Origin of the sequence: Micromonospora pallida, from assembly GCF_900090325.1 — a bacterium.
In the GTDB taxonomy this organism is placed as follows: Bacteria; Actinomycetota; Actinomycetes; order Mycobacteriales; family Micromonosporaceae; genus Micromonospora; species Micromonospora pallida.
Window position 1 is genome coordinate 7,348,476 of record NZ_FMHW01000002.1, and the last position, 25,298, is coordinate 7,373,773.

A 25,298-nucleotide genomic window follows, 5' to 3' on the forward strand; every position below is an offset into this window, starting at 1 on the left:
ATGGCGTGGTCTGGTCCGACAGGTCGGGCCGTACCGGTGGTGCGCCAAGAGGGTACCGCTGACCGGTGGGGTCGCGCTGGTACGGGGGCTGAGCGGGCCGCGCTCTCCTGCCGGCTCGGTCAGCGCCGGTCGCCGACCAGCGCCGTGTCGACCCACCGTTCGATCTCGGCGAAGACCTTTCCGCGTACGGCGGGGCCGGAGAGAGTCAGGTCGTGCATGCCACCGTCGATGCGGGCCACGGTCACCTGGGGTCCGAGTCGGGGTGCCCAGCGGACGATGTGCGCCACGTCCAGGACGGCGTCGGCGAGCATCGCCGAGTCGTGCCAGCGTCGCTGCCGGAAGGTGCGGGTCGAGCAGGCGACCAGCACGGGCACCGGGATGTCCAGCCCGGCACGGAGTTGCCGCTGGGCCCGGCGGATCGCGGCCAACCAGCCGATCCGGACCGGGAACCCGGCGAGCGGCTTCCAGGCCAGGTCGTAGCGCCACTCGCCCCGGTGGTCGGCGTGTATGCACTCGCCGTACACGGTGCCCAGGCCGAAGGGGAGGACGCGGTGCGGCGCGCCGCGGCCGAGCCGGGTCACGGCGGCGGCGAGCGGGCGGCGGATCAGCCAGGGTGCGTTGATGTCGAAGAAGGGGCTGTTGAGCAGCAGCCCGTCGATGATGCCGGCGTCGCGTCGGGCGTGGGCCCAGATGGCGGCGAGCAGACCGCCGGTGGAGTGACCCATCACCAGCATGGTGTCGTGGTCGTCCCGGTCGCGGACGAACGCGGCGGCGGCGTCCAGTTCCGGGAAGTAGTCGGCGAGGTCGCGGCAGAAGTTCGGCGTCTGGTGCGACAGCAGGCTGCGGCCGTACTTGCGCAGGTCGAGGGCGTAGAAGTCCCAGCCCCGCTCGGTCCAGAAGTCGGCCAGGTGGGTCTGGAAGAAGTAGTCGACGAAGCCGTGCACGTAGAGCACCGCCTGCCGGCTCGGCCCTTCGGCCCGGCGGCGGACCAGCGTCGCCACGACCGGGCCCTCGTCGTCCGGGTCCAGTTCGATCGTGTACCGCTCGAAGGGCGATCCCAGCACGTCCAGTTCCACGTCGGCCACGCTACGCGCCCTCGTTACCCGACGGTAGCCCTCGGTTTCCGGCCGCCTCTCCAGCCTGCTCCGGACGCCTCCGCCGCGATGAACCGTCCCGCTCCGGACGCCCCTGCTCGGGACGAACCGTCGCCTCTGCCCGTGATGAATCCCCGGGACGAACCGTCGCCGCCACCCGGGCGGGCGGCGGCGACGGGCGGTGTCGTCAGGCGGTCGCGGGGTCGGCGGGAACCTCCTGCCCGGGGTCGGCGGTCGACGTGTTCCCGAGGTGGCCCTCGTCCCGCAGGTGCTTGTTGTGCCGGGGCTCCTGCCGGGTCTTGGCGTCGTTGAGTCGCCGCCGCAGGTCGTCGCGGACGTCGCTGAGCGCCGCGTGCAGGTCCTCCTCCGAGGAGGTGGTGACGATCTTCTGCCGACCCGCGACCCAGCACTCCAGGGTGACTTTCTGCCCCCGGGCCTCCCGGTTCTTCACCGACACCTCCAGCTCGGTGGCGTCGGCGTGGAACGTGGCCAGCCGGGCGTCCAGCGGCGCGAACCGCTCGGCGATCCAGTTCCGGTCACCCTGGGAGAATCCGGCACCCACGCGCAGGCACCCGGCGACGGTCGCGGGGTTCGCCACGGCGCTCATCGCGTCACCTCACGCCGGGCGGCGACGGTGGTACCGGACGACGAGGCTGTTCTGCACATGGTCGCTGACCTTTCCGTTGGACGACGCGGTGTGGTTCCGGGTCCGCGTCGCGTCGGCTTCTTCTGCGGTACGCCTGGAAGCTCCGCGCTTGATCGCGTCCATACCCACCCGTCCTCGCTGCGGAAACCGCTCCGGTGACCTGGTGATCCGGTCGTCGCCCGTCGTGCCGTACGCCGCACCGGGCGATGGCCTTACCACATCGGGGCTTGATCAGGGCGTTTTCCACAGGCGGTCGAGTTGTCCACAGGTTGGCGGGCGTGGGTGGACCGGCAACCAGTGGTCGGACAGGCTCGGCAACCGAGTCGACTCGTTGCCGTTATCTTCCGACTTCCCCTGGAGGAACATTGTTCGACACCTATGTAACGATTGTCGGTAACGTCCTCACCGCGCCGGAATGGCGGCGCACCACCCAGAGCGGGACGCTGGTCGCCAACTTCAAGGTCGCCTCGACCGCCCGCCGGCTCGACCGGGAGAGCGGGCGCTGGGTCGACGGCAACAGCCTCCGGGTGCGCGTCAACTGCTGGCGCAAGCTCGCCGAGGGGGTCGCCGCCTCGGTCATGGTGGGCGACCCGGTGGTGGTCGCCGGCCGGCTCTACACCCGGGACTGGATCGACGACGCCGGCAACCACCGCACGCTCTACGAACTGGAGGCGGTCACCGTCGGCCACGACCTCGCCCGGGGGCGGGGCCGGTTCCTGCGCAACCGGCCCAGCATGGCGACCAGCGCGGTGGAGGACGCCGAGGCGGAGCGGCGGGTCCACGGCGAGTTGACCGAGCCGGTGCCCGACGACCGGGTGCCCGTCTCCCTCGACGACCGTCCGGTGGACGACGACTTCGACCTGCTGGTGCCGGGCGGCCCGCGTCGCCCCTCCGGCTTCACGGTCGACCCGGGCGACCTCGACCCCTTCGACGCCCCGGCTGGTGGGTTCGAGCCGGTCGGAGCCGGTGTCGACGGGCCGGCGCGTGGCTCGACGATCCGGACGACCACTCACCCGAGCGCTCTTCTCGACGGGGACGAGGACGACGACGAACTGGCCGCGCTGCCCGAGGAGGCCGAACTGCCCGAGCGGCCGGTCGCGGTGGGCGTACCGGCCGGGACGGAGCCGGGCGGGACGGGGCCGGGCGCGCTGGGTGGGCCGCTCGGGGTGGAGTCGGACAGCCCGGTCGGGGAACTCGACCCGTTGCCCGAGGACGCCGGGTTCCCCGGCGGGACGGAGGAAGCCGGAGAGGCGGCGACGCCGGTGCGCCGGGCGCGGCGGGGTGGCCGTGGCGGTGCCGGCGGGGTCCGGGGCGACGGCAGTCGGAGCCGGCAACCCGTACCGGCCTGAGCATTCGTCCAGGGTTCCGGCGGGCGGCCGGCTCGGCCGGCAACCCGAACCGGTCTGAGCGCTCGCCGAAGGCTCCGGCGGGCGACCGGCTCCGACCGGCAACCTCTGCCGGCCTGAGCACTCGCCGAGGGCGACGGCGGGCGGCCGGCGCGACCGGGTCGGGGTGGGGCGACGACGTCAACCAGCCGTCGCCCCACCCGGCCGGTGGGCACGCTCCGCCACCGGGTTCTCGCAGCCTTGTTATCAGCCCGGCGTCCTCCGGGGAGGCCGGACGGCGGGGGCTACGCTACGGCCGGAGGTGGTGCGGGTGCGGCAGGCAGTCACCGTCGCCGACGCGGCCGGGCTGGTGGCGGGGTACGCGCTGGACGCGGTGCTCGGCGACCCGCGCCGGTGGCATCCGGTGGCCGGATTCGGTCGGGCCGCCGGAGCGCTGGAACGGCGCCTCTACCGTCCGGACCGGACGGCGGGTGCGGCGTTCACCGCGCTCGCGGTCGGAGCCCCCGTGCTGCTCGGCGTGGCCGGCGTGCTCGCCACCCGACGGCGGCCGGTGGCCCGCGCGGTCCTGGTGGCGGCCGGCACCTGGACGGTGCTCGGCGGTCGCACCCTGCGCCACGAGGCCGAGGTGATGGGCGAGGCACTGCGCGACGGTGACCTGCCCGCCGCCCGCCGTCGACTCGGCCACCTCTGTGGTCGCGATCCGTCCGCCCTGGACGAGTCGGAACTGGCCCGCGCCACCGTCGAGTCGGTCGCCGAGAACACCTCCGACGCCGTGGTGGCCCCGTTGTTCTGGGGCGCGGTCGCCGGGCTGCCCGGCCTGCTCGGCTACCGCGCGGTGAACACCCTGGACGCCATGGTCGGCCACCGCTCACCCCGGTACGCCCGCTTCGGCACGCCCGCCGCCCGCCTCGACGACCTGCTCAACCTGGTTCCGGCGCGGCTGACCGGGCTGCTCACCATCGCGGTGGCGCCGGTGGCGCGGGGCGACCGGGAGCGGGCCTGGCACGTGTGGCGACGGGACCGCAACGACCATCCGAGCCCCAACGCCGGGCAGTGCGAGTCGGCCATGGCCGGGGCGCTCGGGGTCCGGCTGGGCGGGCGGAACGTCTACTTCGGGCGCTCCGAGACGCGTCCCTTCCTCGGCGACGGCCCGCGTCCGGAGGCCCGACACCTGCGCCGGGCGGCCCGGATCTCCGGGGCGGTCGGCCGGTCCGCGCTCGCGTTGGCCGCCGGCATCGCGGTGACCCGGGCGATACTGGGCACACGGTTGGCTGACCGGGGTCGACGAGGGGTGGCCCGGGCCGTGCTGGGCTCGCGGTTGGCCGACCAGTGTGGACGCGGCGCTGACGCGGTGACGTCGGCGCGCGGCATCCGGGCGTGGGTGTCCCGGGCCGGTGCGGGGCGGGGGTGGGCGGCGTGAGCGGCGGACTGCTGGTCGCCGGCACCACATCGGACGCCGGCAAGAGTGTACTGACCGCCGGCATCTGTCGGTGGCTGCACCGCCGGGGCGTCAAGGTGGCCCCGTTCAAGGCGCAGAACATGTCCAACAACTCGGCCGTGGTGGTCGGACCGGACGGCCGGGGCGGTGAGCTCGGTCGGGCCCAGGCCATGCAGGCCGCCGCCTGCGGGCTCACCCCGGACCTGCGGTTCAACCCGGTGCTACTCAAGCCCGGCAGCGACCTGGCCAGCCAGGTGGTGCTCCTCGGCGAGGCGGTCGACACGGTCACGGCGGGCAACTTCCGGGTGCTGCGCCCCCGACTGGCGGAGACGGCGTACGCCGCCCTCGCCGAACTGCGCGCCGAGTACGACGTGGTGATCTGCGAGGGCGCCGGCAGCCCGGCCGAGATCAACCTGCGTAACGGCGACTACGTGAACATGGGGCTGGCCCGGCACGCCGGGCTGCCGGTGATCGTCGTCGGCGACATCGACCGGGGCGGGGTGTTCGCCTCGATGTTCGGCACGGTGGCCCTGCTGGACCCGGCCGACCAGGCGCTCGTCGCCGGCTTCGTGATCAACAAGTTCCGGGGCGACCTCGGTCTGCTCCAGCCCGGTCTGGACATGCTGCGTCAGGTCACCGGCCGCCCCACGTACGGGGTGCTGCCCTGGCACCTGGACCTCTGGCTGGATGCCGAGGACTCGCTCGCCTACGGCCGGGTGCTTGGGCGGCCGGCCGCCCCGTACGGCGACGAGTGGCTCGACGTGGCCGTCGTCCGGCTACCCCGGGTCAGCAACGCCACCGACGTCGAGGCGCTCGCCACCGAGCCGGGCGTACGGGTCCGGCTGACCGTCGAGCCGGCCGAACTCGCCGCCGCCGACCTGGTCGTCCTGCCCGGCTCGAAGTCCACCGTGGCCGACCTGGCCTGGCTGCGGGAGACCGGGCTCGCCGATGCGGTCCTCGCCCACGCGGCGGCGGGAAGGCCGCTGCTCGGCATCTGCGGCGGCTTCCAGATGCTCGGCCGGGCGATCCACGACCCGGTGGAGAGCCGGCGCGGCAGCGTGCCAGGGCTCGGGCTGTTGCCCATCGAGATCACCTTCGACCCGCGCAAGACGGTCCGGCAGTCGGCGGGTAACGCCTTCGGTGGCGTCGAGGTCAACGGCTACGAGATCCACCACGGGTACGTCTCCGCCGCCGACCCGGAGCTGCCCCCGCTGCTCACCTACGCTGACGGCCGGAGCGAGGGCGCCCTGCTCGGTGCCGTGTACGGCACGCACTGGCACGGGGCCTTCGAGTCCGACGACTTCCGCCGCCGGTTCCTCGCCGAGGTGGCGCGGCAGGCCGGGCGGCACGGCTTCCGACCGGCCCCGGCCACCTCGTTCGCCGCCGCCCGGGAACGCAGCCTCGACCTCCTCGGTGACCTGGTCGAGGAACACCTGGACACCGACGCGCTCTGGCAGCTCGTCGAGTCCGGCCCTCCGACCGGCCTGCCCTTCATCCCGCCCGGCGCCCCCACCCGCTGAGTCCGCCGGCCCTGGCACCGGCCCTTCCGAGAGGCGTCGACCGGACCACCGAGAGGGTGGCACGCGGGGGATGAAGACGCCCGACCCAACGCACCGGACATGTCCCTCGGGTCGGACAACCGTCCTCGAAGGACGGTGCGAGAATCTGCCGATGCACATGCTGCCTGTCCGGTGTCTGCTTGTCGGGATGCTGCTGTCCCTCGCCGTCGCCGGCTGCGCGACCGAATCCCGATCGCCGGCGCCGAAGGCCGCCAGCCCCACGCCAGCCCGCGAATACCGCCTGGTCGACGATCTCTGCGACCGGCTCGACCCCGCCGGACTGACCACGCTGACCGGCATCCCGACCGCAGAGACCAAATATCTGCCGGTCCGGTCCGCCGAAGACCGGCACCGGCGCTGCTGGCTGTCGACGGCAGACAAGGAGAAAGCGTGGGTCTACACGGTCCAGGTCGACATCCGACTCGACGATGCGGCGAACGGCCCCGACCAGGAGTTGACTCCGCGAGGTCCAGAGCGGGCCGTGAAGGACCTGGGCGACCACGCGGTGATCCACATCGCTGAAACCCTCGCCATGGACAACCCCGTGCGCGAGGGCCAGCAGGTCCAGTCGCAGACGGGCACGCTCATGGTCGTTCAGGGGCCGGTGCGCTTTCATGTGCGCTGGACCGGTGGTGGGACCGCGCTGGCCGTCGCCGACGTCGAGGCCCTCCTGCTCGGGTACGCGCGGCAGACCCTCGAACTGGTCGGCGGTTGACCGCCCGGACCTGCCGTCGGACTTGCCTGGCGGTGGCGGTGCCGACTCAGTGGCGGATGTCGGCGGGGCGCTCGGAGAACGGCAGCCCGGCCGCCCGCCACGCGTCGACCCCGCCGACCATGTCCGTCGCCCGGTGCAGCCCGAGCGCCCGCAGGCTCGCCGCCGCCAGGCTGGAGCTGTAGCCCTGCCGGCACACCACGACGATCTCCATGTCGTACCCGGTCGCCTCGGGGATCCGCCAGGCGCTGGCCGGATCCAGTCGCCACTCCAGCACGACCCGCTCGATCACCACCACGCCGGGCAGTTCGCCCTGTTCACGGCGCTGGAGATCGGTACGGGTGTCGACCACGAGCGCCCCTCGGCCGGCGGCCTGGACCGTCTCGTGCGGGGTCAACCGACGTACGCCGGCCCGCGCCTGTTCGAGCAGGGCGTCGACACCGGGACTCATCACGGAATGGGACACGAACCGAGCATGCCGAGCCGGTGTGCGTTCCGCCCGCCGAACCCGGTCCCGCCACCCGATCGGTAGCGTCGGCGGACGTGGTGGCGGTGGTGGAGGCGTACGCGGAACTGGCCCGGCGGGTGCTGGCCCGGCCGGCGCGGTTGGGGCGTACCCGACTGGTGGCGGTCGACGGGCCGAGCGGCGCGGGCAAGAGCGTCTTCGCCGACCGGCTCGCGGACGCCCTCGCCGCGCTGCCCGGCGGTGGCCGACCCCCGATGGTGCACACCGACGACCTGCTCGACGGCTGGGCCGACCAGTTCACCTTCTGGCCCCGCCTCGAGGTGCGGGTGCTGGCGCCGTTGCGCGCCGGCCGCCCCGGCGGCTACCAGCGGTACAGCTGGGTCCGCCGGGAGTTCCTGCCCCGGGTCGTCCCGGTGCCGGTCACGCCGGTGCTGATCGTCGAGGGGGTCAGCGCGGGGCGTCGGGCGGTGCGGCCCGAGACGACCCTCACGGTCCTGGTCGACGCCCCGGCCGAGCTGCGGTTGGCGCGGGCGGTGGCCCGCGACGGTACGGGGATCCTGCCGGAGTTGCGTCGCTGGCACGCGGCGGAGGGTGCCCACTTCGCCGCCGACGGGACGGCCACCGGTGTGGACCTCGTGGTGGACGGCGCACCGACGCTGCCGCACGACGACCGGCGGTACTACGTGCGGGGTCCCGGCGGCGGAACATGACGGCTGGCGGTGGCGCGTTCGCGGGGCCGATGCCGGGTGGGCCGGGCCGGTTGCGGCGACGGACCAGCGTCGGGAGCGGCGGCGCGTGCGGCGGTCGACATCCGGTAAGGCCGGAATACGATGCCGGTCATGACTCCTCCGATCATGACCGAGTCCGAGCTGCGGGCCGCCGTCGAGCGGGAACTGCCCGGCGTCCGCGCGGACCTGGAACGCCTCGTCCGCATCCCCGGCATCGCGTTCGACGGCTTCGACCACACGCAGGTGGAGCGTTCCGCCGAGGCGGTGGCCGAGTTGCTGCGCGGCTGCGGACTCGAGGTACGGATCGTGCGCTCCGGCGGGCAGCCCGCGGTGATCGGGACGCGGCCCGCCCCGCCCGGCGCGCCCACCGTGCTGCTCTACGCCCACCACGACGTCCAGCCGGTCGGTGACCGGTCGCTGTGGGAGTCCGACCCGTTCGAGCCGGTCGAGCGGGACGGCCGCCTCTACGGCCGGGGCGCCGCCGACGACAAGGCGGGCATCATGGCGCACGTGGCCGCGCTGCGTGCCTTCGGTGACGCGCTGCCGGTCGGGGTGGTGCTGTTCATCGAGGGTGAGGAGGAGTACGGCTCGGACTCCCTGGAGCGTCTCCTCGTCGAGCACCGGACCGAACTCGCCGCCGACGTCATCGTCATCGCCGACTCCACCAACTGGGACATCGGCGTGCCGGCGCTGACCACCTCGCTGCGCGGCATCATCAACTGCTTCGTCGAACTTCGTACCCTTGAGCACCCCGTGCACAGCGGCATGTTCGGCGGTCCGGTGCCGGACGCGCTCACCGCGCTGTCCCGCCTCCTGGCCAGCCTGCACGACGACGCGGGGGACGTGGCGGTCGAGGGGCTGACCCGCGCGCCGGACGCGACGGTCGACTACCCGGAGGACCGGTTCCGCGCCGAGGCCGGGGTGGTCGACGGGGTGTCGCTGATCGGCACCGGCCGGATCACCGACCGGATCTGGGCGCGTCCGTCGGTGGCGGTGCTCGGCATCGACGCCCCGGCCACCGCCGAGGCCCCGAACGCCCTGGTCCCGGCGGCCAAGGCCAAGCTCAGCGTACGGCTGGCGGCCGGTGACGAACCGAAGCGGGCGTACGAGGCGATCCGCGCCCACCTGGAGCGGCACGCCCCCTGGGGTGCCCGGGTGGAGGTCACCCTCGAGCACGACGGCGCGCCCTGCGTCATCGACTGCTCCGGCCCGCTCTTCGACGCGGCCCGCGCGGCCTTCCGGACCGCCTGGGACGGCACCGAGCCGGTGGAGACCGGGATCGGCGGCTCGATCCCGTTCATCGCGACCTTCCAGGAGATGTTCCCGCAGGCGGCGATCATGGTGACCGGGGTCGAGGACCCGCACTCGCGGGCGCACGGGCCGAACGAGAGCCTGCACCTCGGCGAGTTCGCCCGGGTCTGCCTGGCCGAGGCGCTGCTGCTGGCCGGGGTGGCCGAGGCGGGCACGAAGCGGAACTGACCGGACACGGGGTCCGATTTCCGGGATTACGGCACGTCGCGGACCGTGGTGCGCTAGCCTCTCGAACATGAGTACGAACGAGGTGATGGTGCGGCTGGAGGCCGCCGTCAGCGCACTGGGGGACGTCGACGTCTCCGCCTGGCCCGACGAGACGCTCCGCGAGCGGCTCGGCGAGCTTTCCACCGCCCTGGTCGCGCTCGACGGCCTCCTGGCGCGGGTCGCCGGCCAGGTCCGGGACCGGGGTCTGCGGATCGAGGAGCCCGTCTCGGCCTGAGCGCGCCCACCCCGGCCGGCTCACCGGTTCCGCCTGCCAGCCCGACTCCGACCGGCCCGGGCCAGCCGGTTCCCGGCTCGGCCTGTGGCCGGATCGGTGGCGTTGTCGGAGGTGGCTGGCAGGATGGGGACCGTGCGGTTCCTCGACCTGGCGGCCACCTCCGCCGCGGTCAGCGCCACCAGCGGCCGGCGGGCCAAGGTGGAACTGCTCGCGGGGGCGCTGCGCGCGCTCGACCCGGCCGAGGTGCCGGCCGGTGCCGGCTGGCTCGCCGGTGAACTGCGGCAGCGCCAGACCGGCGTGGGCTGGGCCAGCCTGCGCGACCTGCCACCGCCGGCCGGCGTGCCGACCCTGACCGTCGCCGCGGTCGACGCGGCGATCGACGAGATCGCCGCCGTGCACGGGACCGGCTCCCAGGCCCGTCGGCGGGCCCTGCTGCACGCGCTCTTCGCCATGGCCACCGCCGCCGAGCAGCGGATGCTGGTCGGCCTGTTCAGCGGTGAGCTACGCCAGGGTGCGCAGGCCGGGCTGCTCGCCGACGCCATCGCCCGGGCCGCCGAGGTGCCGCTGAGCGCCGTTCGCCGGGCCCTGCTCGTCGCCGGTGACCTCCGCGCGGTGGCGGTCGCCGCCCGCGACGGGGGTGCCGCCGCCCTGGCCGGGTTCGGGCTGCGGGTCGGCCGTCCGCTCGCCCCGATGCTGGCGCAGAGCGCGCCCACGGTGGCCGAGGCGCTCGCCGCCACCGGCGCTCCCGCCGTCGTCGACGTCAAGCTCGACGGCATCCGCATCCAGGTGCACCGCTCCGGCACCGACATCGCCGTCTTCACCCGCAGCCTCGACGAGATCACCGCGCGGGTGCCCGAGGTGGTGGCGGCGGTCCGCACACTGCCCGCCCGGGAACTCGTCCTGGACGGGGAGGCGATCGGCCTCGACGCCAACGGGCGACCGCTGCCGTTCCAGGAGACGTCCAGCCGGGCCGCCCGCCGGAGCACCGCCAGCACCACCGGCCGTACCCCGGTCGCTCCGGCCGTGCTCGCCGCCGCCGCCACGACCGGCGGCACCGTGCTGACGCCGTACTTCTTCGACCTGCTGCACCTCGACGGCGCGGATCTGATCGACGCGCCGGGGCGCGAGCGCTGGGCCGCGCTGGCCGGCACGGTCGACGCCGAGCTGCTGGTCGGGCGGACGGAGGTCGACGACCCCGAGGCGGCGACCGAGGCGTTCACCGCCGCGCTCGCCGCCGGCCAGGAGGGCGTCGTGGTCAAGTCTCCCGACGCGCCGTACGACGCCGGCCGGCGCGGCGCGGCCTGGGTGAAGGTGAAGCCCCGACACACCCTCGACCTGGTCGTCCTCGCGGTGGAGTGGGGTAGTGGTCGGCGTCGGGGTTGGCTGTCCAACCTCCACCTCGGGGCCCGCGACCCGGCGACCGGGGGGTTCGTCATGCTCGGCAAGACCTTCAAGGGGCTCACCGACGAACTGCTGCGCTGGCAGACCGAGCGGTTCCTCTCGCTGGCCGTGGACCGGGGCGAGCACGTGGTGCGGGTCCGCCCCGAGCAGGTGGTGGAGATTGCCTTCGACGGGGTGCAGACCAGCTCCCGGTATCCGGGCGGGGTGGCGTTGCGGTTCGCCCGGGTGGTGCGTTATCGCGACGACAAGAGCGCCGCCGACGCGGACACCATCGACGCGGTCCGCGCCCTGCACCCAGGCTCGGCTGCTGGCTGACCGGTCCCGCCCCGGAGCGGGGCCGGGCTTCGGGGCGGCCCTGCGCCGGGCCGGGCTGCGGCTGACCGGTGCGGTCAGACCGAGCCGCTCCGGGTGGGCTCTTCGGCCGCCCGGCCGCCGTCATCCCCGGCCTGGTCACTGTCGTCGAGGCGGTCGCCCGAGGGACGTTGGACGCCGGCCAGCCGGTGTGCCTCCCGGCGGGCCACCCAGCCGTACGCGACCAGCGTCATCGCGGCGAAGAGCCACCACTGCACCACGTAGCCGAGGTTCTGCCAGTTGTTCTCGTGTCGCACCGGCACCGCCTCGAAGACCGGGTCGGCGGCCGGGGTCTGCCCGTCGAGCAGCAGGTACGCCCCGTAGACCGGGTAGGGCAGCTCCCGGGCGAGCTGGTGAAGGCCGATCCGCCGACTCTCCAGCCGTCCGTCGCGCCGCTCGACCGTGCCCGCGCCGCTCTCGCTGGGCCGGACGCGACCGACGACGGTCACCTCACCGGCCGGGGTGGGGGGAACCTCGGGCCGGGCGGTCGCGTCCCCGCCCGGGGCGGGCGGCACCCAGCCCCGGTTCACCAGCACGGCCGAGCCGTCGGCCAGCAGCAGCGGGGTGAGCAGCTCGAACCCGACCTGGCGTTCGAGGGTCCGCTGCCGGATCCAGACGGAGTTCGCCGCGTCGTACCGGCCGGTGACGGTGACCCGGGTCCAGACGGCCTCCGCGTCCGGCGCGGCTCCGACCTGCCCCGCCGCGCCGGACGGCGCGGTGAGTGTGTCGCGTAGCGGCACCGGCGTCATCCGCGCGGTCGCGTCGATGCGCTCGTTGGCCGCCGAGCGCCCCTGGTAGCGGTCGAGCTGCCAGTTGCCGAGCTGCACCATCGCGGCGGCGGCGACCAGCGCCAGGACGAGGTAGCCCAGCCAGCGTGGCGTGAGGAGGAACCGGTACACGCCCCGAGGCTACTCGTTTGACCGTGGCCACTGAGCGGTGCGGGTCCGGGACCTGTCGTTTGCGTGGCGGGTCGGTTACCGCGATTCGGCGGGGTGGTTGGGTATCGTCACGCGGACGAACCGCCGGGCGGCGTGGCGAGCAGCGTGACACGGCCGCCGCCCGTCCGCCACCGACCGTGCGCGTTCGCCGCGTACCGCCGCCCCGGAGGAGTCGTTGATGAGCGTCGTGCCACGTCTCGTGGTCGCCGCGCCCTCGTCGGGGCATGGCAAGAACGCCGTCTCGATCGGTCTGGTGGCCGCCTTCCGGAAACGTGGGCTGGACGTCGCCGGGTTCAAGGTGGGGCCGGACCACGTCGACGCCGGGTACCTCGGGGTGGCCGCCGAGGGGCGGCCTGGCCGCAACCTCGACGCCCGGCTGGTCGGGCCGGAACGTGTCGCCCCGCTCTTCGCGCACGGGGCGTCCGGGGCGGAGATCGCCCTGGTGCAGGGCACCATGGGCCTCTACGACAGCGTCGTCGGCCCGTCCGAGGTCGAGTCCACCGCCGCGGTCGCCACCGCGCTGCGCAGCCCGGTGGTGCTGGTGGTCGACGTGTCGGCGATGGGGCAGTCGGTGGCCGCCCTGGTGCACGGCTTCCGCTCGTACGACGAACTGCTCTGGCTGGGTGGGGTGATCCTGAACCGGGTCGCCTCGCCACGACACGAGCAACTGCTGGGGGAGGCGCTGGACGACATCGGCGTACCGGTCTTCGGGACGCTGCGCCCCGGCGACCTGCCCCCGATGTTCCCGGCCCGGTCGTCCGGGCTGGTGCCGGCGCTGACCGGAGACCCGGAGCTGACCCGGGCGGTCCGGCGACTGGGGGAGGGGATAACCGACCGGGTCGACCTGGACGGACTGCTCGGGCTGGCCCGCTCGGCGCCGCCGCTGGCCGTCGAGCCCTGGTCACCCGGCGCACCGACCCCCGTCGGACCCTGGTCGCCCGGTGCGCCCGTCGCCCGGCCGGACCGTCCGGTGGTCGCGCTCGCCGGCACCCCGCGCGGCTGCTACGGGTACGCCGAGACCGCCGAACTGCTCGCCGCCGCCGGGGCCGAGGTGGTCCCCGTGGACCCGCTCCGTGACGAGGTCCTGCCGCCGGGCGCCGCCGCGCTGGTCGTCGGGGCCGGGCTTCCCGAGGCGTACGGGGAGCAGCTCTCCGCCAACCGGCGGCTCCGCGAGGCGGTGGCGGAGCTGGCCCGCGCCGGCCGTCCGGTGCTGGCGGAGGGGGCGGGGCTGCTCTGGCTGGCCCGGGAGTGGGACGGCCGGCCGATGTGCGGGGTGCTCGACGCGGCCGGGGTGACCCGCGACAGCGTGGTGCTCGGCTACCGGGAGGCGACGGCCGCGACGGAGAGCCTGGTGGCGCCCCGGGGCGCGGTGCGTTCCGGCTACAAGCAGCATCGGGCCGTGCTGACGCCCCGGGCGGGGGAGCGCCCGGCGTGGAGTTGGCCCGGCGGCACACCGGAGGGGTACGTCTGGTCCGGCGGCTACGGCTCCCAGCTCGCCCTGCACTGGGCCGGCGCGCCGGAGATCGCCGCCCGACTGGTCGCCGCAGCCGTGGCCGCCGCCCGGCGTGACGTAGCCGGCTCCGGAGCCGCCGCCCGTACTCCGGCACCGGCCGCTGGAGCCCCGGCCCCGACCGGCTTCGGACCCGCTGGCCAGCGCACCTCGGCACCTGCCGGCTCCAGGCCCGCCGGGCTGTCGGTCGCCGCTGCGGGCGAGGCGGGCCGCCGGCCCGGGGGCCCGGCGTGATCGGCCAGGTCGCGGTGCGCCGCTTCCCGGGGCTGACCGTCTCCACCCCGCGTACGGAGGTGCGCCGGCACACCCCGTTGGACGCCGAACCGGTCTCGGCGATCTTCGCGGACCGGTTGACCCAGCGCTGGCTGCCGATCGCCGACGAGGCGGGGCAGATCGACGGGCTGTCCTGGTGCACCGACCTGGCCCGGCAGCGGCGGGACAGCGGCGACGGCGACCACTTCGCGGTGGTACGCCGGGAGGACGTCCGGGTGATCGGCTGCCTCTGGACCAAGCGGACCGACTGGGCGGCCCGGCTCACCGAGATCTCGTACGCGATGGCGCCGGAGGCGCGCGGGTTCGGCCTGGCGGCGGAGGCGGTCCTCGCGCTGGCCATCGCGCTGATCATGGAGCACGGGTTCCAGCGGGTCGAGCTGCGGGTGGCCCCGGGCAATGTGGCGTCCCGCCGGGTGGCCGAGAAGGCCGGGTTCAGCTACGAGGGACTGCTGCGTAACGCTGGCTACGTCCGGGGCAACCGCGTCGACCTCGAACTCTGGTCCTTCGTCACCGCCGACCTCCGCTGACCGCCCGCCTGCCGGGCCCTCCGGCCCTCCCCGCCTGGCCTTTCGCCCCGCCTGGCCGCCCCGCCTGGCCGCCCCGCCCTCCGGCCCGCCTGCTCTCCCCGCCCGGCACTCCGGCCCTCCCGGCCGGACCGGGGAAGGCTGGCGGGGGCGCCAACCCGCCAGCCTTCCGGACGGCATCAGCCGACGAGGCGGTCCGGAGGTGGGGTGAAGTTGCGGACGGGCTGGTCCTTGAGGGCGTCGCGCAGGGTCTGGGCGACCGCGTTGATCGGTTTCTGCGACTGGCCGTCACCGACCGCGTTGAACGGGTTGTCCGGGTCGGCGATGAAGCTCGCCGCCGCCAGCTCCGGGGTGTAGCCGACGAACCAGGCGGACCGGGTGCTGTCGGTCGTACCGGTCTTGCCGGCCACCGGGCGGCCGACGGTGCCCCGGACGCTGTCCGCGGTCGACCAGCCCCCGCACCCGCCCCGGGCCGGCGAGTCGCCGGTGGGGCAGCGGGCGGCGTCGGTGGCGGCGCGGGCCGCGCCGGCGTCCACCACCTGCCGGCAGCGCGGCTTCGCCACCTCCCGGGTCAGCCCGGACGGGGTCCGGTAGGTCGCCGGGGTGCCGTCCCGGGTGGTGATCGAGAGCACCGGGATCGCCTCGCAGTACCGGCCGTCGGCGGCGATGGCCCCGTACGCGTTGGCCAGCTCCAGCGGCGTCGCGTCGGAGACGCCGAGGGTGAACGCGCCCCACGTCTTGGCCTTCTCCGGCGACGCGTGGTGCCGGTCGACGTCGGTACGCCAGCGCAGCCCGAGCTGCTCGGCCAGCCGGACCGCCCGGTCCGCGCCGACCCGCTCCTCCAGCCAGACGAAGTACGTGTTGACCGACTTGCCGAAGCCGGACCACATGGTCTGCGTACCGCTCATCGCTCCACTCGCGTTCGACGGCGCCCAGCCGTCGTAGATCTCGGAGCGGTACCTGTGCGGGGCGTTGAACGAGGTGGAGAGCGGCATCCCGGCGTCCAGCGCGGCGAGCATCGGGAACATCTTGAACGTCGAACCGGCCTGGTAGCCGGGAAGGCTGCCGCCACCGAGCAGCGGGGCGACCGTGTTCGGGAAGTTGGCCTTGACCTTCGGGTCGGCCTCCGGGTTGGAGGTGGGCGGATTCTCGCTGGTGTCCAGGGAGTACGTCCGGTTCACCGCCATCGCCTTCACCCGGCCGGTGCCCGGCTCGGCGACGACCAGCCCGTGCGCGTACGGGCTGCCGGTGCTGCCCTCCGCGTCGATGTTCTGCTCGGCGGCCTTCTGGATCTTCGGGTCGATGCTGAGCACGATCCGGTAGCCGCCCCGGCGTAGCTCGTCGATGCGTTCCAGTCGGTTCTCGCCGAACGCGGGCTGGGCGCTCCACCAGTTCTTCAGGTAGTCGCAGGCGAAGCCGAGGCTGTTGTGCTGCTGCGGGATCGAGGCGCAGTCGTTGCGCGGGTCGCTCTGGTCTATCCGCAGCGGTTCCGTGCTGGCCTGCGCGGCGGCCTCCGGCGAGAGGTAGCCGAGCTGGCTCATCCGGGTCAGCACGTAGTTGCGGCGGCCGGTCGCGTCCTTCTGGTCGGAGGTGACCGGGTCGTACTCGGACGGGGACTTGACCAGGCCGGCCAGGGTGGCGGACTCGACCGGGGTCAGGTCCTTCGGCTTCTTCGAGAAGAAGATCTGCGCGGCGGCGTAGATACCGTACGCCCGGTGGCCGAAGTAGGCCGAGTTCAGGTAGCGCTCGAGGATGTCCTCCTTCGACATCTGCTTCTCGACGTCGAGGGCGAGCCGCATCTCCCTGACCTTGCGGATGCTGGTCTGGGCGGTGGCCGCCTGCACCTCGTGCGGTGTCGTGGCGCTGTCCCGCAGGGCCATCCGGACGTACTGCATGGTGAGCGTCGATGCGCCCTGGGAGACCCCACCGGACTGGGAGTTGGCGACGAACGCCCGGACCACACCCTTCGGGTCCACGCCCCGGTGCTGGTAGAAGCGATTGTCCTCGGCGGCGACCATGGCGTGCTGCATGCTCGGCGCGATGTCCTTGAGTTTCGTGTACTGCCGGTACTCCTCGTAGAACATGGTCAGCACGGTCTTGCCGTCGGCGGCGTAGAGGTAGGACGTCTCGGCGGGCAGCGTGGTGCGCAGCAGGTCGGCCTTGTGCTCGGAGAACTCCGCGCCGGCCTGCGCGCCGATGCCGGCGGCGGCGACGATCGGATACGCCACGGCCGCCGTGATGATCCCGGCGATCAGCCCGGCGCGGAGGAGAGGGACACAACGACCAAGGGAAGCAAGGGGTCGGATGCTCACGCCGTCAAGCTATGACATATCCCGTTAAGAGATGAGTCGTATTCATAATTCTCTCGAGGGATTTTCGGCCCCGGGAGGGTGACCTGCGGCGGTGGTGACGCGCCACACTCTCCGATGCGCTGTCCCGCGCGCCGGCTTCCCGGCAGGATCGCGGGCATGCGTGGTCAGCCGATCGGAGCGCCTGTGGGCGTCGTGCCGGAACCCGACCTCGGTCACCACGGTGACGCCGAGGTCGGCGACGGCCTGGTCGACCTCGCGGTCAACGTCCGTCAGGCCCCGATGCCGCCCTGGCTGGCCGAGCCCGTCGCCGCCGCCCTGGGCGACCTCGCCCGCTATCCCGACCCGGTCCCGGCCCGGGCGGCGGTCGCCGCCCGGCACCGCCGGCCCCCGGCGGAGGTCCTGCTCACCGCCGGGGCCGCCGAGGGCTTCGTGCTGATCGCGCAGGCGTTGCGCGGGGTACGCCGACCGGTGGTGGTGCATCCACAGTTCACCGAGCCGGAGGCCGCGCTCGCCGCCGCCGGTCACCGGGTGGAGCGGGTGCTGCTCGACGCGGCCGACGGGTTCCGGCTCGACCCGGCCCGGGTGCCCGCCGACGCCGACCTGGTGGTGATCGGCAACCCCACCAACCCGACCTCGGTGCTGCACCCGGCCGACACGATCGCCGCGCTGGCCCGCCCCGGTCGGGTCCTGGTGGTGGACGAGGCGTTCGCCGACACCACCGCCGTACCGGGTGTGCCGGGCGAGCCGGAGTCGCTCGCCAGCCGGCGCGACCTGCCCGGCCTGCTGGTGCTCCGCAGCCTCACCAAGACCTGGGGACTGGCCGGGCTGCGGATCGGCTACCTGCTCGGCGCGGCCGACCTGCTGGCCCGGCTCGCGCGGGTCCAGCCGCTCTGGGCGGTCTCCACCCCGGCGCTGGCCGCCGCGACGGCCTGTGCCGCACCGGAAGCGGTCGCCGCCGAACGCGCCATCGCCGCGCGCCTGGCCACCGACCGCGACCACCTGGTGGCCCGCCTCGCCGCCCTGCCCGGCGTACGCGTCGCGGGCCGTCCGGCCAGCGCGTTCGTACTCTTGGAGATCACCGGCGCGGACCGGATCCGGCTCGCCCTGCGCGAGCGGGGCTGGGCGGTGCGCCGGGGCGACACCTTCCCCGGGCTCGGCCCGGACTGGCTGCGGGTGGCGGTCCGCGACCCGCGGACCACCGACGCGTTCACCGAGGTACTGGCGGAGATCCTGGAGGCTTAACGGTGGAGACCACGATCGCGGCGATCGGCCCGCTCGACGAGGCGGCCATGGCCGCCGCCCGAGACCTTCAGGCCCGGCTGACCAAGCCGGCCGGCTCTCTCGGCACCCTGGAGGAGCTTTCGGTACGCCTCGCCGGGCTGGCCGGCGCCTGCCCGCCGCCGCTGCCCGAACCGGCGGCGGTGGCGATCTTCGCGGGCGACCACGGCGTCCACGCCCAGGGTGTCACTCCCTGGCCGCAGGAGGTCACCGCCCAGATGATCGGCAACTTCCTGGCCGGCGGGGCGGTGGTGAACGCCTTCGCCCGCCAGGCCGGTGCTTCGGTGACCGTGGTCGACGTGGGCGTGGCCACCCCGCTGCCCGTGTCCGGCCCGCCGCCGGCCGCCGACGCGTCACCCGGTTCACCGGCGGTCGCTGACGTGCTTCCCGGCGTACCGGCGACCGGGGCCGGGATCGACGCGCCCCGGCTGGTGGCGGCGAAGGTCCGCGCCGGCACCCGGGACCTGACCGTCACCGCCGCCCTCACCCGGGACGAGGCACGGGCGGCGGTGGAGACCGGGATCCGGGTCGCCGACGAGTTGATCGCGGCGGGGGCGGGCATCCTGCTCACCGGCGACATGGGCATCGGCAACACCACTCCGTCGGCCGCCCTGGTCGCCGCCTTCACCGGGAGCGACCCGGCCGAGGTTACCGGTCGCGGCACCGGCGTCGACGACGAGACGTACCAGCGGAAGGTGGACGTGGTGCGGCGCGCGCTGCGCCGGCACCAGCCCGAACCGGCCGACCCGCTCGGCGTGCTCGCCGCCGTCGGCGGCCTGGAACACGCCGCGCTGACCGGGCTGATCCTGGCCGCGGCGGCCCGCCGGACCCCGGTGCTGCTGGACGGGGTGATCGCGGTCTCCGCCGCGCTCGCCGCCGCCGCGTTCACCCCGCACGCGGTGGGCGCGATGATCGCCGGGCACCGGTCCGCCGAGCCGGGAGCCACCGTCGCACTGCGTCACCTCGGCCTCGACCCCCTGGTCGACCTGGGGCTGCGCCTCGGCGAGGGGACCGGCGCGCTGCTCGCCCTGCCGGTGGTGACCGGGGCGGCCCGGGTACTGCATGAGGTGGCCACCTTCGACGCGGCAGGAGTGGCCGAGAAATGAGCGAGCAGGGCGAGCGAAGCGAGGCGGCGGCGTGAGCGAGCAGGGCGAGCGAACCATGGGGCTCAGTAGCGGGGCGCCTCGCGCTGCCGGGGAGCGAAGCGAGGCGGCGGCGTGAGCGAGAATCCGTACCCGCTGGGGTTGCGGCTGGCCGGTCGGCGGGTGGTCGTGGTCGGCGGTGGCACGGTCGCCACCCGCCGGGTGCCGGCGCTGCTGGACGCCGGCGCGGACGTCCTGCTGGTCGCCCCGGAACTCACCCCGGCGCTGCGGGCGCACGTCGACGCCGGCCGGCTGCACTGGGAGCCGCGTCGGTTCGTCCCGGCCGACCTGAACGGGGCGTGGCTGGTCCAGGTGGCCGTGGACGACCGGGCCGCCGCGGCGGCGGTCAGTGCCGTCGCCGCCGAACGTCGGATCTTCTGCGTACGCGCCGACGACCGGTTCGCCGCCACCGCCTGGACCCCCGCGGTCACCCGGCACGGCCCGGTCACCGTCGGCGTGCTCGGCGGCGGCGACCCGCACCGGTCCCGGGCGACCCGGGACGCTGTCCGCGACCTGCTGGACGGCCCGGACAGCCCGCTGCGACCGGAGGCGGGGACGGGGACACGGCGGCGGGCCGGACAGGTGGCCCTGGTCGGGGCGGGACCGGGCGACCCGGAGCTGATCACCCTCCGGGGCTGGCGGCTGCTCGCCGAGGCGGACGTGGTGATCGCCGACCGGCTGGTGCCCGGGCTGCTCCTCGACGAACTGCACCCCGACGTGGAACTGGTCGACGCCTCGAAGATCCCGTACGGGCCGTCTCGGGCCCAGGAGGAGATCAACCGGATCCTCGTGGAGCGGGCGTCGGCCGGCGCGTTCGTGGTCCGGCTCAAGGGCGGTGACCCGTACGTCTTCGGCCGGGGCGGCGAGGAACTGCTGGCCTGCGCGGCGGCCGGTGTGCCGGTGACCGTGGTGCCCGGGGTGACCAGCTCGATCGCGGTTCCGGCGTTGGCCGGCATCCCGGTCACCCACCGGGGGGTGGCCCACGAGTTCACCGTGGTCTCCGGGCACCTCGCGCCGGAGCATCCGGAGTCCCGGGTGAACTGGCCGGCGCTCGCCGCGCTGCGTGGCACGCTGGTGATCCTGATGGGCCTGAAGAACCTGTCGGCGATCACCGCCACCCTGCTCGCGCACGGCCGTGATCCGGCCACCCCGGCGGCTGTGGTGCAGGAGGGCACCACCAGCGCCCAGCGCACCATCCACTCCACCCTCGCCACCGTGGCGGCCGACGCGGCGGCTGCCGGTCTGCGTCCCCCCGCCGTGGTGGTCCTCGGCGACGTCGTCTCCGCCCTGCCCCACCCCTGACCCCGGCCCCACCCCTGACCCCGGCCCGGCCCCGCCCGCCCGGCCCGCCTGTCCGGGCCGGCTTGTCCGGGTCGCCATCTCGCCGAAATGGCGGTGTCCGAAGCCCTGCGACACCCCCGTTTCGGCGAAATGGAGTCGATCACGGGGCCGAGAGGCCGGCGGGCGGCGCGCGGGGCGGAGTCGATCACGGGGCGGGGGGCGCGTAGGGCGGAGACGACGAACGGCGGCGGGGGACCGGAGTCCCCCGCCGCCGTCGGTCGGGTCGGGTCAGACCTTGAGCATGTTGTCCAGCAGCAGGGCGCAGCGGATCAGCCCGAGGTGGCTGTACGCCTGCGGGTGGTTGCCCAGCCCACGCTCGGCGAGCGGGTCGTACTGCTCGGGAGCAGCCCGGTCGGCCCCGCCGTGTCGATCATCTGGGTGAACAGCTCCTCCGCGTCGGTGCGTCGACCGGTGCGCAGGTACGCCTCGATCAGCCACGCCGTGCAGATGTGGAAGCCGCCCTCCCGGCCGGGCAGGCCGTCGTCCCAGTGGTACCGGTAGACGACCGGGCCGCTACGCAGGTCCGCCTCGATCTTGAGCACGGTGGAGAGGAAGCGCGGGTCGTCGCCGGGGAGCAGCCCGGACAGGCCGATCCAGAGAGACGAGGCATCCATCTCCTCGTCCCCGTACGCGACGCTGTACGCCTCGACGCCCTCGTGCCAGCCGTGCTCGAGCACGTTCGCGGCGATCCGCTCGCGCAGCTCCACCCACTCCGGCCGGTCGCCCTCGCCGTGCTGCCGGATCACGTTCAGTGCCCGGTCGACGGTCATCCAGCACATCACCTTCGAGAAGATGTGGTGCCGGGGCGGGAGGCGGGCCTCCCAGATGCCGTGGTCGGGCTCGTGCCAGCGGCGGCGGACCGCCTCGACCATGTTCTCCAGCACCCGCCACTCGGTCTCGCGTACCGAGCCTCGGGCGTCGGCCACGGCCGCGATCAGGTCGGCGATCGGGCCGAAGACGTCGAGCTGGAGCTGGTGGTTGGCGAGGTTGCCGACCCGCACCGGACGGGAGCCGGCGTAGCCGGGGAGGGTGTCGATGACCGCCTCGGCGCCCAGCTCGTACCCGTCGACGGTGTAGAGCGGGTGCAGCCGCTCCGGGTGCCCACCGGTGCGCTCGATGCAGCCGTCCACCCAGCGCAGCAGCGCCTCGGCCTCCTCGATGGAGCCGAGGTCGACCAGCACCCGCGCGGTCATCGACGCGTCCCGCAGCCAGCAGTACCGGTAGTCCCAGTTACGGACGCCGCCCAGCTCCTCCGGCAGTGAGGTGGTCGCCGCCGCGAGGATCGAGCCGGTCGCCTCGTGACACAGCCCGCGCAGCGTGAGCGCGCTGCGGACGACCAGGTCACGCGCGGTCTGCGGCAGCCGCAGCGAGGCCGCCCAGTCCTTCCACGGCTGCTCGGCGAGCGTCTGCCGCTCGTGCACCGGGACCCGGTGGTGCTCCAGGCTGTGCGTGCCGAAGCGCAGCTCGCAGGTGACCTGCCCGCCGGCGGCGGCCAGGTCGACCACCGCCTTGGCGGTCTCGTACCCGCCGTCGTTGGTCACCTGCCACTGCACGCCGGGGGAGTAGAGCGCCACCGGCTCGTTGGAGCCGAGCACCAGCAGCCCGTCACCGAGCGGCTGGAGCTGCACGGCCACCTGGCCGAACTCCGGCCGGGGGGCGAACTCCAGCCGGACCCGGCCGGAGCCGGTGAGCACCCGGATCAGGGTCGAGTCGCCGGAGACCATGGTCGACTCGCTCGGCACGTGGTCGCTGGACGGCCGGTCGAGCCAGTCGGTCACGGTCAGCCCCGACCAACGGGTCTCCACCGTCATGGTGCCGCTGCGGTAGCGCTGCCCCAGCGGGATGCCGCCCCGCTCCGGGGCGACGCTGAAGTGCCCGGCCGGGCTGCCGCCGACCAGGTCGGCGAAGATGGCCGCCGAGTCCGGCTTGGGGTGGCACAGCCAGCTGATCTTGGCTTCCGGGGTGAGCAGCGCGACGGTCCGCCCGTTCGCCAGCATTGAGTGCCGCTCGATCGGCACCGCCCGCTCACCGAACAGCCAGTGCCGCCGGGTCTCCAGCAGCAGGGCCAACGCCCGGGCGGCCTCGATCGGCTCGGCGACCCGGTACTGCGCCTTCGTCTCCCCGGGGCCGATCTTGATGCCGACGTCGGGGCCGTGCAGGTTGCCGAAGGCGTTCTCGTCGGTGACGTCGTCCCCGATGAACAGCACCGCGCTCGCGGCGAGCTGGGTCCGGAGCTGGTCCATGGCGGTGCCCTTGTGGGTGGCGACCACCGACAGCTCGATGACCTCCTTGCCCTGGGTGACCGTGACCCCGTCCCAGGTGGCCGGCCCGTTGCGGACCGCCTCGACGGCCTGGGCCGCGATCTGCGGCGGCACCCCCCGGGTGTGCACCGCGACGCTGGCCGGCTTGCGTTCCAACCGGACGCCCGGGTGGGCGGCGGCGATATCGCGCAGCTCGTTGCGCATCCGGGTCCGTACGGCGATCAGCTCGGGGCTGAGCCGTTCGACGAAGCCGATGTCGAACTCGGAGCCGTGGCTGCCCACCAGGTGCACCTCGCTGGGCAGCCGGGACAGGGCGGCCAGGTCGCGCAGCGCGCGTCCGGAGACCACCGCGACGCTGGTCTGCGGCAGCGCGGCGAGCGCCCGTACGGCGGCCACCGACTCGTGCAGCGGGACGGCCTTGCTCGGATCCTCGACGATCGGGGCGAGCGTGCCGTCGTAGTCGCAGGCGACCAGAAGTTGGGGGACCCGGGCGATCCGGCCGATCGCCGCGCGCAGCTCGGGGTCCATGACCTCGGAGGTCTGCGTGGTCTCGGTGGCGGTCGTGTTCACGCCGCCTCCACGTCAGGTGTGCCGAGTTCGCTGAGGAACGACCGGGCCCAATGGCCCACATCGTGGGTACGCAGGTGTCGTTGCATGATTCGCATGCGGCGGCGGGCCTCCGTCCGCTCCACGTGCACAGCCTTCAGCAGGGCTTCCTTGACCGCTTCGGGGTCGTGCGGGTTACACAGAAACGCCTGGCGCAGCTCCGTCGCCGCACCGGCAAACTCACTGAGCACGAGCGCGCCGCCCTGGTCGGCGCGCGATGCCACGTACTCCTTGGCCACCAAATTCATTCCGTCTCGCAGCGGGGTCACCATCATCACGTCCGCCGCAACATACATCGCGGCGAGCTCACTGCGAGAGTACGACTGATGAAGATAGTGGACGGCCGGCACGCCGACCCGGCCGTACTCGCCGTTGATCCGGCCGACTTCTCGTTCGACCTTCACCCGCAGCGCCTGATAGTGCTCGACCCGTTCTCGACTCGGGGTGGCCACCTGCACCATGACCGCCTCCGGAACTGTCAGCTTTCCGTCAGAGAGCAGCTCGCGGAATGCCTTGAGGCGCAGCTCGATGCCCTTGGTGTAGTCCAGCCGGTCCACGCCCAGGATGATCGTCTTCGGGTTGCCCAACTCCTCGCGGATCTGCTTGGCCCGGGCCTGGATCCCCGGGTCGGCGGCGAGCCGCTCCATCTCCTTGACGTCGATCGAGATCGGGAACGCGCCGGCCTTGACCCGTCGGCCGTCGACCTGGATCATCTGCCCCTCGTAGCGCAGGCCGAGCAGGTGCCGGGCCAACCGGACGAAGTTCTGCGCGGCCAGCCGCTGCTGGAAACCGACCAGGTCGGCGCCGAGCAGGCCACGCAGCACCTCGGCCCGCAGCGGCATCTGCATGAACAGCTCGATCGGCGGGAACGGGATGTGCAGGAAGAAGCCGATCTTGAGGTCCGGCCGGAGCTCGCGGAGCATCGCCGGGACGAGCTGGAGCTGGTAGTCCTGCACCCAGACCGTCCCGCCCTCGGCCGCCACCTCCGCTGCGGCCTCCGCGAACCGGGCGTTGACCAGCCGGTACGCGTCCCGCCAGCGCCGCTTGTACGCCGGGGTCTCCACCGCGTCGTGGTAGAGCGGCCAGATCGTGGCGTTGGACTGCCCCTCGTAGTAGCGCTCCAGCTCCTCGGCGCTCAGCGGCACCGGGTGCAGCCGGATGCCCTCCACCTCGAACGGGTCGGGGGCGGCGCCGGTACCGCCCGCCCAGCCGACCCAGGTGCCCTGGTGCTCGGCGAGGACCGGGTGCAGCGCGGTGACCAGACCGCCCGGGCTGCGGCGCCACTGTCGGCCCTCCGGAGTGCTCACCTCGTCGACTGGTAGACGGTTCGCCACAACGACAAAGGAGCTACGGACGGTCACGATCGGCCACCTCCGGTCAACGACGGGTCCAGCGCACGGCGTACTGAGCGTATCTGCGCTGTCTGGGGCCCCGTGCGGCAGTTACTTCCCCGGTCAGCGGCCCTCGAACCCGGACGTGATCTGCCCGACCTTCCCTTGACGGACCGGCACGACGACGGCGACGGGTCCTCGGCGACCGGTACCGGGTGACATGCCCCGGTGAGGGCGGGGTGATGTGGGCGGAGCACGGCGTACCTGTCAGGATTGACGACGGCGTGC

18 protein-coding genes and 2 pseudogenes are annotated in these 25,298 nt (G+C 74.0%); 13 read left to right on the forward strand and 7 right to left on the reverse strand.

Annotated features, from left to right (window positions below):
- Window positions 1-119 precede the first annotated feature (119 nt).
- Both GA0074692_RS31650 and GA0074692_RS31655 read right to left on the reverse strand, forming a co-directional pair.
- Window positions 120-1,076 (reverse strand): alpha/beta hydrolase, encoded by a 957-nt coding sequence (locus GA0074692_RS31650; RefSeq protein ID WP_176738636.1) that lies wholly within the window; start codon window positions 1,074-1,076, stop codon window positions 120-122.
- A gap of 205 nt (window positions 1,077-1,281) precedes the next feature.
- Complete coding sequence (locus tag GA0074692_RS31655; RefSeq protein ID WP_245730541.1) at window positions 1,282-1,701, reverse strand: HPF/RaiA family ribosome-associated protein; 420 nt, start codon at window positions 1,699-1,701, stop codon at window positions 1,282-1,284.
- Window positions 1,702-2,105: 404 nt separating this feature from the next.
- Here GA0074692_RS31655 and ssb point away from each other — a divergent pair.
- The 4 genes and pseudogenes from ssb to GA0074692_RS31675 form a co-directional block, all read left to right on the forward strand.
- Window positions 2,106-2,546 (forward strand): annotated as a pseudogene (gene ssb, locus GA0074692_RS36790) (single-stranded DNA-binding protein); the annotation flags it as partial.
- Window positions 2,547-3,396: 850 nt separating this feature from the next.
- Entirely contained in the window at window positions 3,397-4,506 is a 1,110-nt protein-coding gene (locus GA0074692_RS31665) for a cobalamin biosynthesis protein (protein ID WP_091654394.1), read from the forward strand.
- On the forward strand, window positions 4,503-6,044 hold the full coding sequence (locus GA0074692_RS31670) for a cobyric acid synthase (protein ID WP_091654397.1): 1,542 nt from the start codon (window positions 4,503-4,505) through the stop codon (window positions 6,042-6,044). The genes GA0074692_RS31665 and GA0074692_RS31670 overlap by 4 nt, the downstream gene beginning before the upstream one ends.
- Before the next feature lie 187 nt (window positions 6,045-6,231).
- Complete coding sequence (locus GA0074692_RS31675) at window positions 6,232-6,798, forward strand: hypothetical protein (RefSeq protein WP_141725458.1); 567 nt, start codon at window positions 6,232-6,234, stop codon at window positions 6,796-6,798.
- A gap of 46 nt (window positions 6,799-6,844) precedes the next feature.
- Here GA0074692_RS31675 and GA0074692_RS31680 read toward each other — a convergent pair whose 3' ends face one another.
- Complete coding sequence (locus GA0074692_RS31680; protein ID WP_091654400.1) at window positions 6,845-7,246, reverse strand: rhodanese-like domain-containing protein; 402 nt, start codon at window positions 7,244-7,246, stop codon at window positions 6,845-6,847.
- A 35-nt stretch (window positions 7,247-7,281) separates the two neighbouring features.
- Here GA0074692_RS31680 and GA0074692_RS31685 point away from each other — a divergent pair, with 35 nt between their 5' ends.
- The 4 genes from GA0074692_RS31685 to GA0074692_RS31700 all read left to right on the forward strand — a co-directional run bounded on the left by GA0074692_RS31685 (window position 7,282) and on the right by GA0074692_RS31700 (window position 11,458).
- Window positions 7,282-7,971 carry a uridine kinase family protein gene (locus tag GA0074692_RS31685; protein ID WP_342672859.1) on the forward strand — a complete coding sequence of 230 codons (690 nt, stop codon included), beginning with the start codon at window positions 7,282-7,284 and terminating at the stop codon, window positions 7,969-7,971.
- A 129-nt stretch (window positions 7,972-8,100) separates the two neighbouring features.
- Complete coding sequence (locus GA0074692_RS31690; protein ID WP_091654403.1) at window positions 8,101-9,468, forward strand: dipeptidase; 1,368 nt, start codon at window positions 8,101-8,103, stop codon at window positions 9,466-9,468.
- A 67-nt stretch (window positions 9,469-9,535) separates the two neighbouring features.
- Window positions 9,536-9,742, forward strand: a complete 207-nt coding sequence (locus GA0074692_RS31695) for a hypothetical protein (protein WP_091651571.1) — start codon at window positions 9,536-9,538, stop codon at window positions 9,740-9,742.
- 123 nt (window positions 9,743-9,865) lie between these two features.
- Complete coding sequence (locus GA0074692_RS31700; protein ID WP_176738638.1) at window positions 9,866-11,458, forward strand: ATP-dependent DNA ligase; 1,593 nt, start codon at window positions 9,866-9,868, stop codon at window positions 11,456-11,458.
- A 74-nt stretch (window positions 11,459-11,532) separates the two neighbouring features.
- On the opposite strand, the gene GA0074692_RS31705 is transcribed toward GA0074692_RS31700, so the two are convergent.
- The gene (locus GA0074692_RS31705; protein WP_245730542.1) at window positions 11,533-12,393 is read right to left on the reverse strand and encodes an SURF1 family cytochrome oxidase biogenesis protein; all 861 of its coding nucleotides are present in this window, start codon (window positions 12,391-12,393) and stop codon (window positions 11,533-11,535) included.
- Window positions 12,394-12,610: 217 nt separating this feature from the next.
- On the opposite strand from GA0074692_RS31705, the gene GA0074692_RS31710 reads away from it, so the two are divergent.
- Window positions 12,611-14,176 (forward strand): cobyrinic acid a,c-diamide synthase CobB, encoded by a 1,566-nt coding sequence (locus tag GA0074692_RS31710; RefSeq protein WP_091651573.1) that lies wholly within the window; start codon window positions 12,611-12,613, stop codon window positions 14,174-14,176.
- Window positions 14,173-14,742: a GNAT family N-acetyltransferase gene (locus GA0074692_RS31715; protein WP_091651578.1), complete on the forward strand. Its 570-nt coding sequence runs from the start codon at window positions 14,173-14,175 to the stop codon at window positions 14,740-14,742. Before GA0074692_RS31710 ends, GA0074692_RS31715 begins: the two co-directional genes overlap by 4 nt.
- Window positions 14,743-14,918: 176 nt before the next feature.
- Here GA0074692_RS31715 and GA0074692_RS31720 read toward each other — a convergent pair whose 3' ends face one another.
- Window positions 14,919-17,051, reverse strand: a complete 2,133-nt coding sequence (locus GA0074692_RS31720) for a transglycosylase domain-containing protein (protein ID WP_091651582.1) — start codon at window positions 17,049-17,051, stop codon at window positions 14,919-14,921.
- Window positions 17,052-17,207: 156 nt separating this feature from the next.
- Here GA0074692_RS31720 and cobC point away from each other — a divergent pair, with 156 nt between their 5' ends.
- The 3 genes from cobC (at window position 17,208) to cobA (ending at window position 20,773) form a co-directional block, all read left to right on the forward strand.
- Entirely contained in the window at window positions 17,208-18,293 is a 1,086-nt protein-coding gene (gene cobC / locus GA0074692_RS31725) for an Rv2231c family histidinol phosphate aminotransferase CobC (protein ID WP_091651585.1), read from the forward strand.
- Window positions 18,294-18,340: 47 nt separating this feature from the next.
- The gene (locus GA0074692_RS31730) at window positions 18,341-19,435 is read left to right on the forward strand and encodes a nicotinate-nucleotide--dimethylbenzimidazole phosphoribosyltransferase (protein WP_091654409.1); all 1,095 of its coding nucleotides are present in this window, start codon (window positions 18,341-18,343) and stop codon (window positions 19,433-19,435) included.
- A gap of 111 nt (window positions 19,436-19,546) precedes the next feature.
- Window positions 19,547-20,773, forward strand: coding sequence for a uroporphyrinogen-III C-methyltransferase (gene cobA / locus GA0074692_RS31735; protein WP_091651588.1), 1,227 nt, complete (start codon window positions 19,547-19,549; stop codon window positions 20,771-20,773).
- A gap of 267 nt (window positions 20,774-21,040) precedes the next feature.
- Here cobA and otsB read toward each other — a convergent pair.
- Window positions 21,041-23,601 (reverse strand): annotated as a pseudogene (gene otsB / locus GA0074692_RS31740) (trehalose-phosphatase).
- A 38-nt stretch (window positions 23,602-23,639) separates the two neighbouring features.
- Window positions 23,640-25,040 (reverse strand): alpha,alpha-trehalose-phosphate synthase (UDP-forming), encoded by a 1,401-nt coding sequence (locus tag GA0074692_RS31745; RefSeq protein ID WP_091651591.1) that lies wholly within the window; start codon window positions 25,038-25,040, stop codon window positions 23,640-23,642.
- Window positions 25,041-25,298 lie beyond the last annotated feature (258 nt).

Coding starts and splice junctions, on each gene's coding strand:
- GA0074692_RS31710 (WP_091651573.1), top strand. CDS start 12,611: ATGAGCGTCGTGCCACGTCTCGTGGTCGCCGCGCCCTCGTCGGGGCAT.
- cobC (WP_091651585.1), top strand. CDS start 17,208: ATGCGTGGTCAGCCGATCGGAGCGCCTGTGGGCGTCGTGCCGGAACCC.
- GA0074692_RS31675 (WP_141725458.1), top strand. CDS start 6,232: ATGCTGCTGTCCCTCGCCGTCGCCGGCTGCGCGACCGAATCCCGATCG.
- GA0074692_RS31655 (WP_245730541.1), bottom strand. CDS start 1,701: ATGAGCGCCGTGGCGAACCCCGCGACCGTCGCCGGGTGCCTGCGCGTG.
- GA0074692_RS31695 (WP_091651571.1), top strand. CDS start 9,536: ATGAGTACGAACGAGGTGATGGTGCGGCTGGAGGCCGCCGTCAGCGCA.
- GA0074692_RS31690 (WP_091654403.1), top strand. CDS start 8,101: ATGACTCCTCCGATCATGACCGAGTCCGAGCTGCGGGCCGCCGTCGAG.
- GA0074692_RS31680 (WP_091654400.1), bottom strand. CDS start 7,246: ATGAGTCCCGGTGTCGACGCCCTGCTCGAACAGGCGCGGGCCGGCGTA.
- GA0074692_RS31700 (WP_176738638.1), top strand. CDS start 9,866: ATGGGGACCGTGCGGTTCCTCGACCTGGCGGCCACCTCCGCCGCGGTC.
- GA0074692_RS31730 (WP_091654409.1), top strand. CDS start 18,341: ATGGCCGCCGCCCGAGACCTTCAGGCCCGGCTGACCAAGCCGGCCGGC.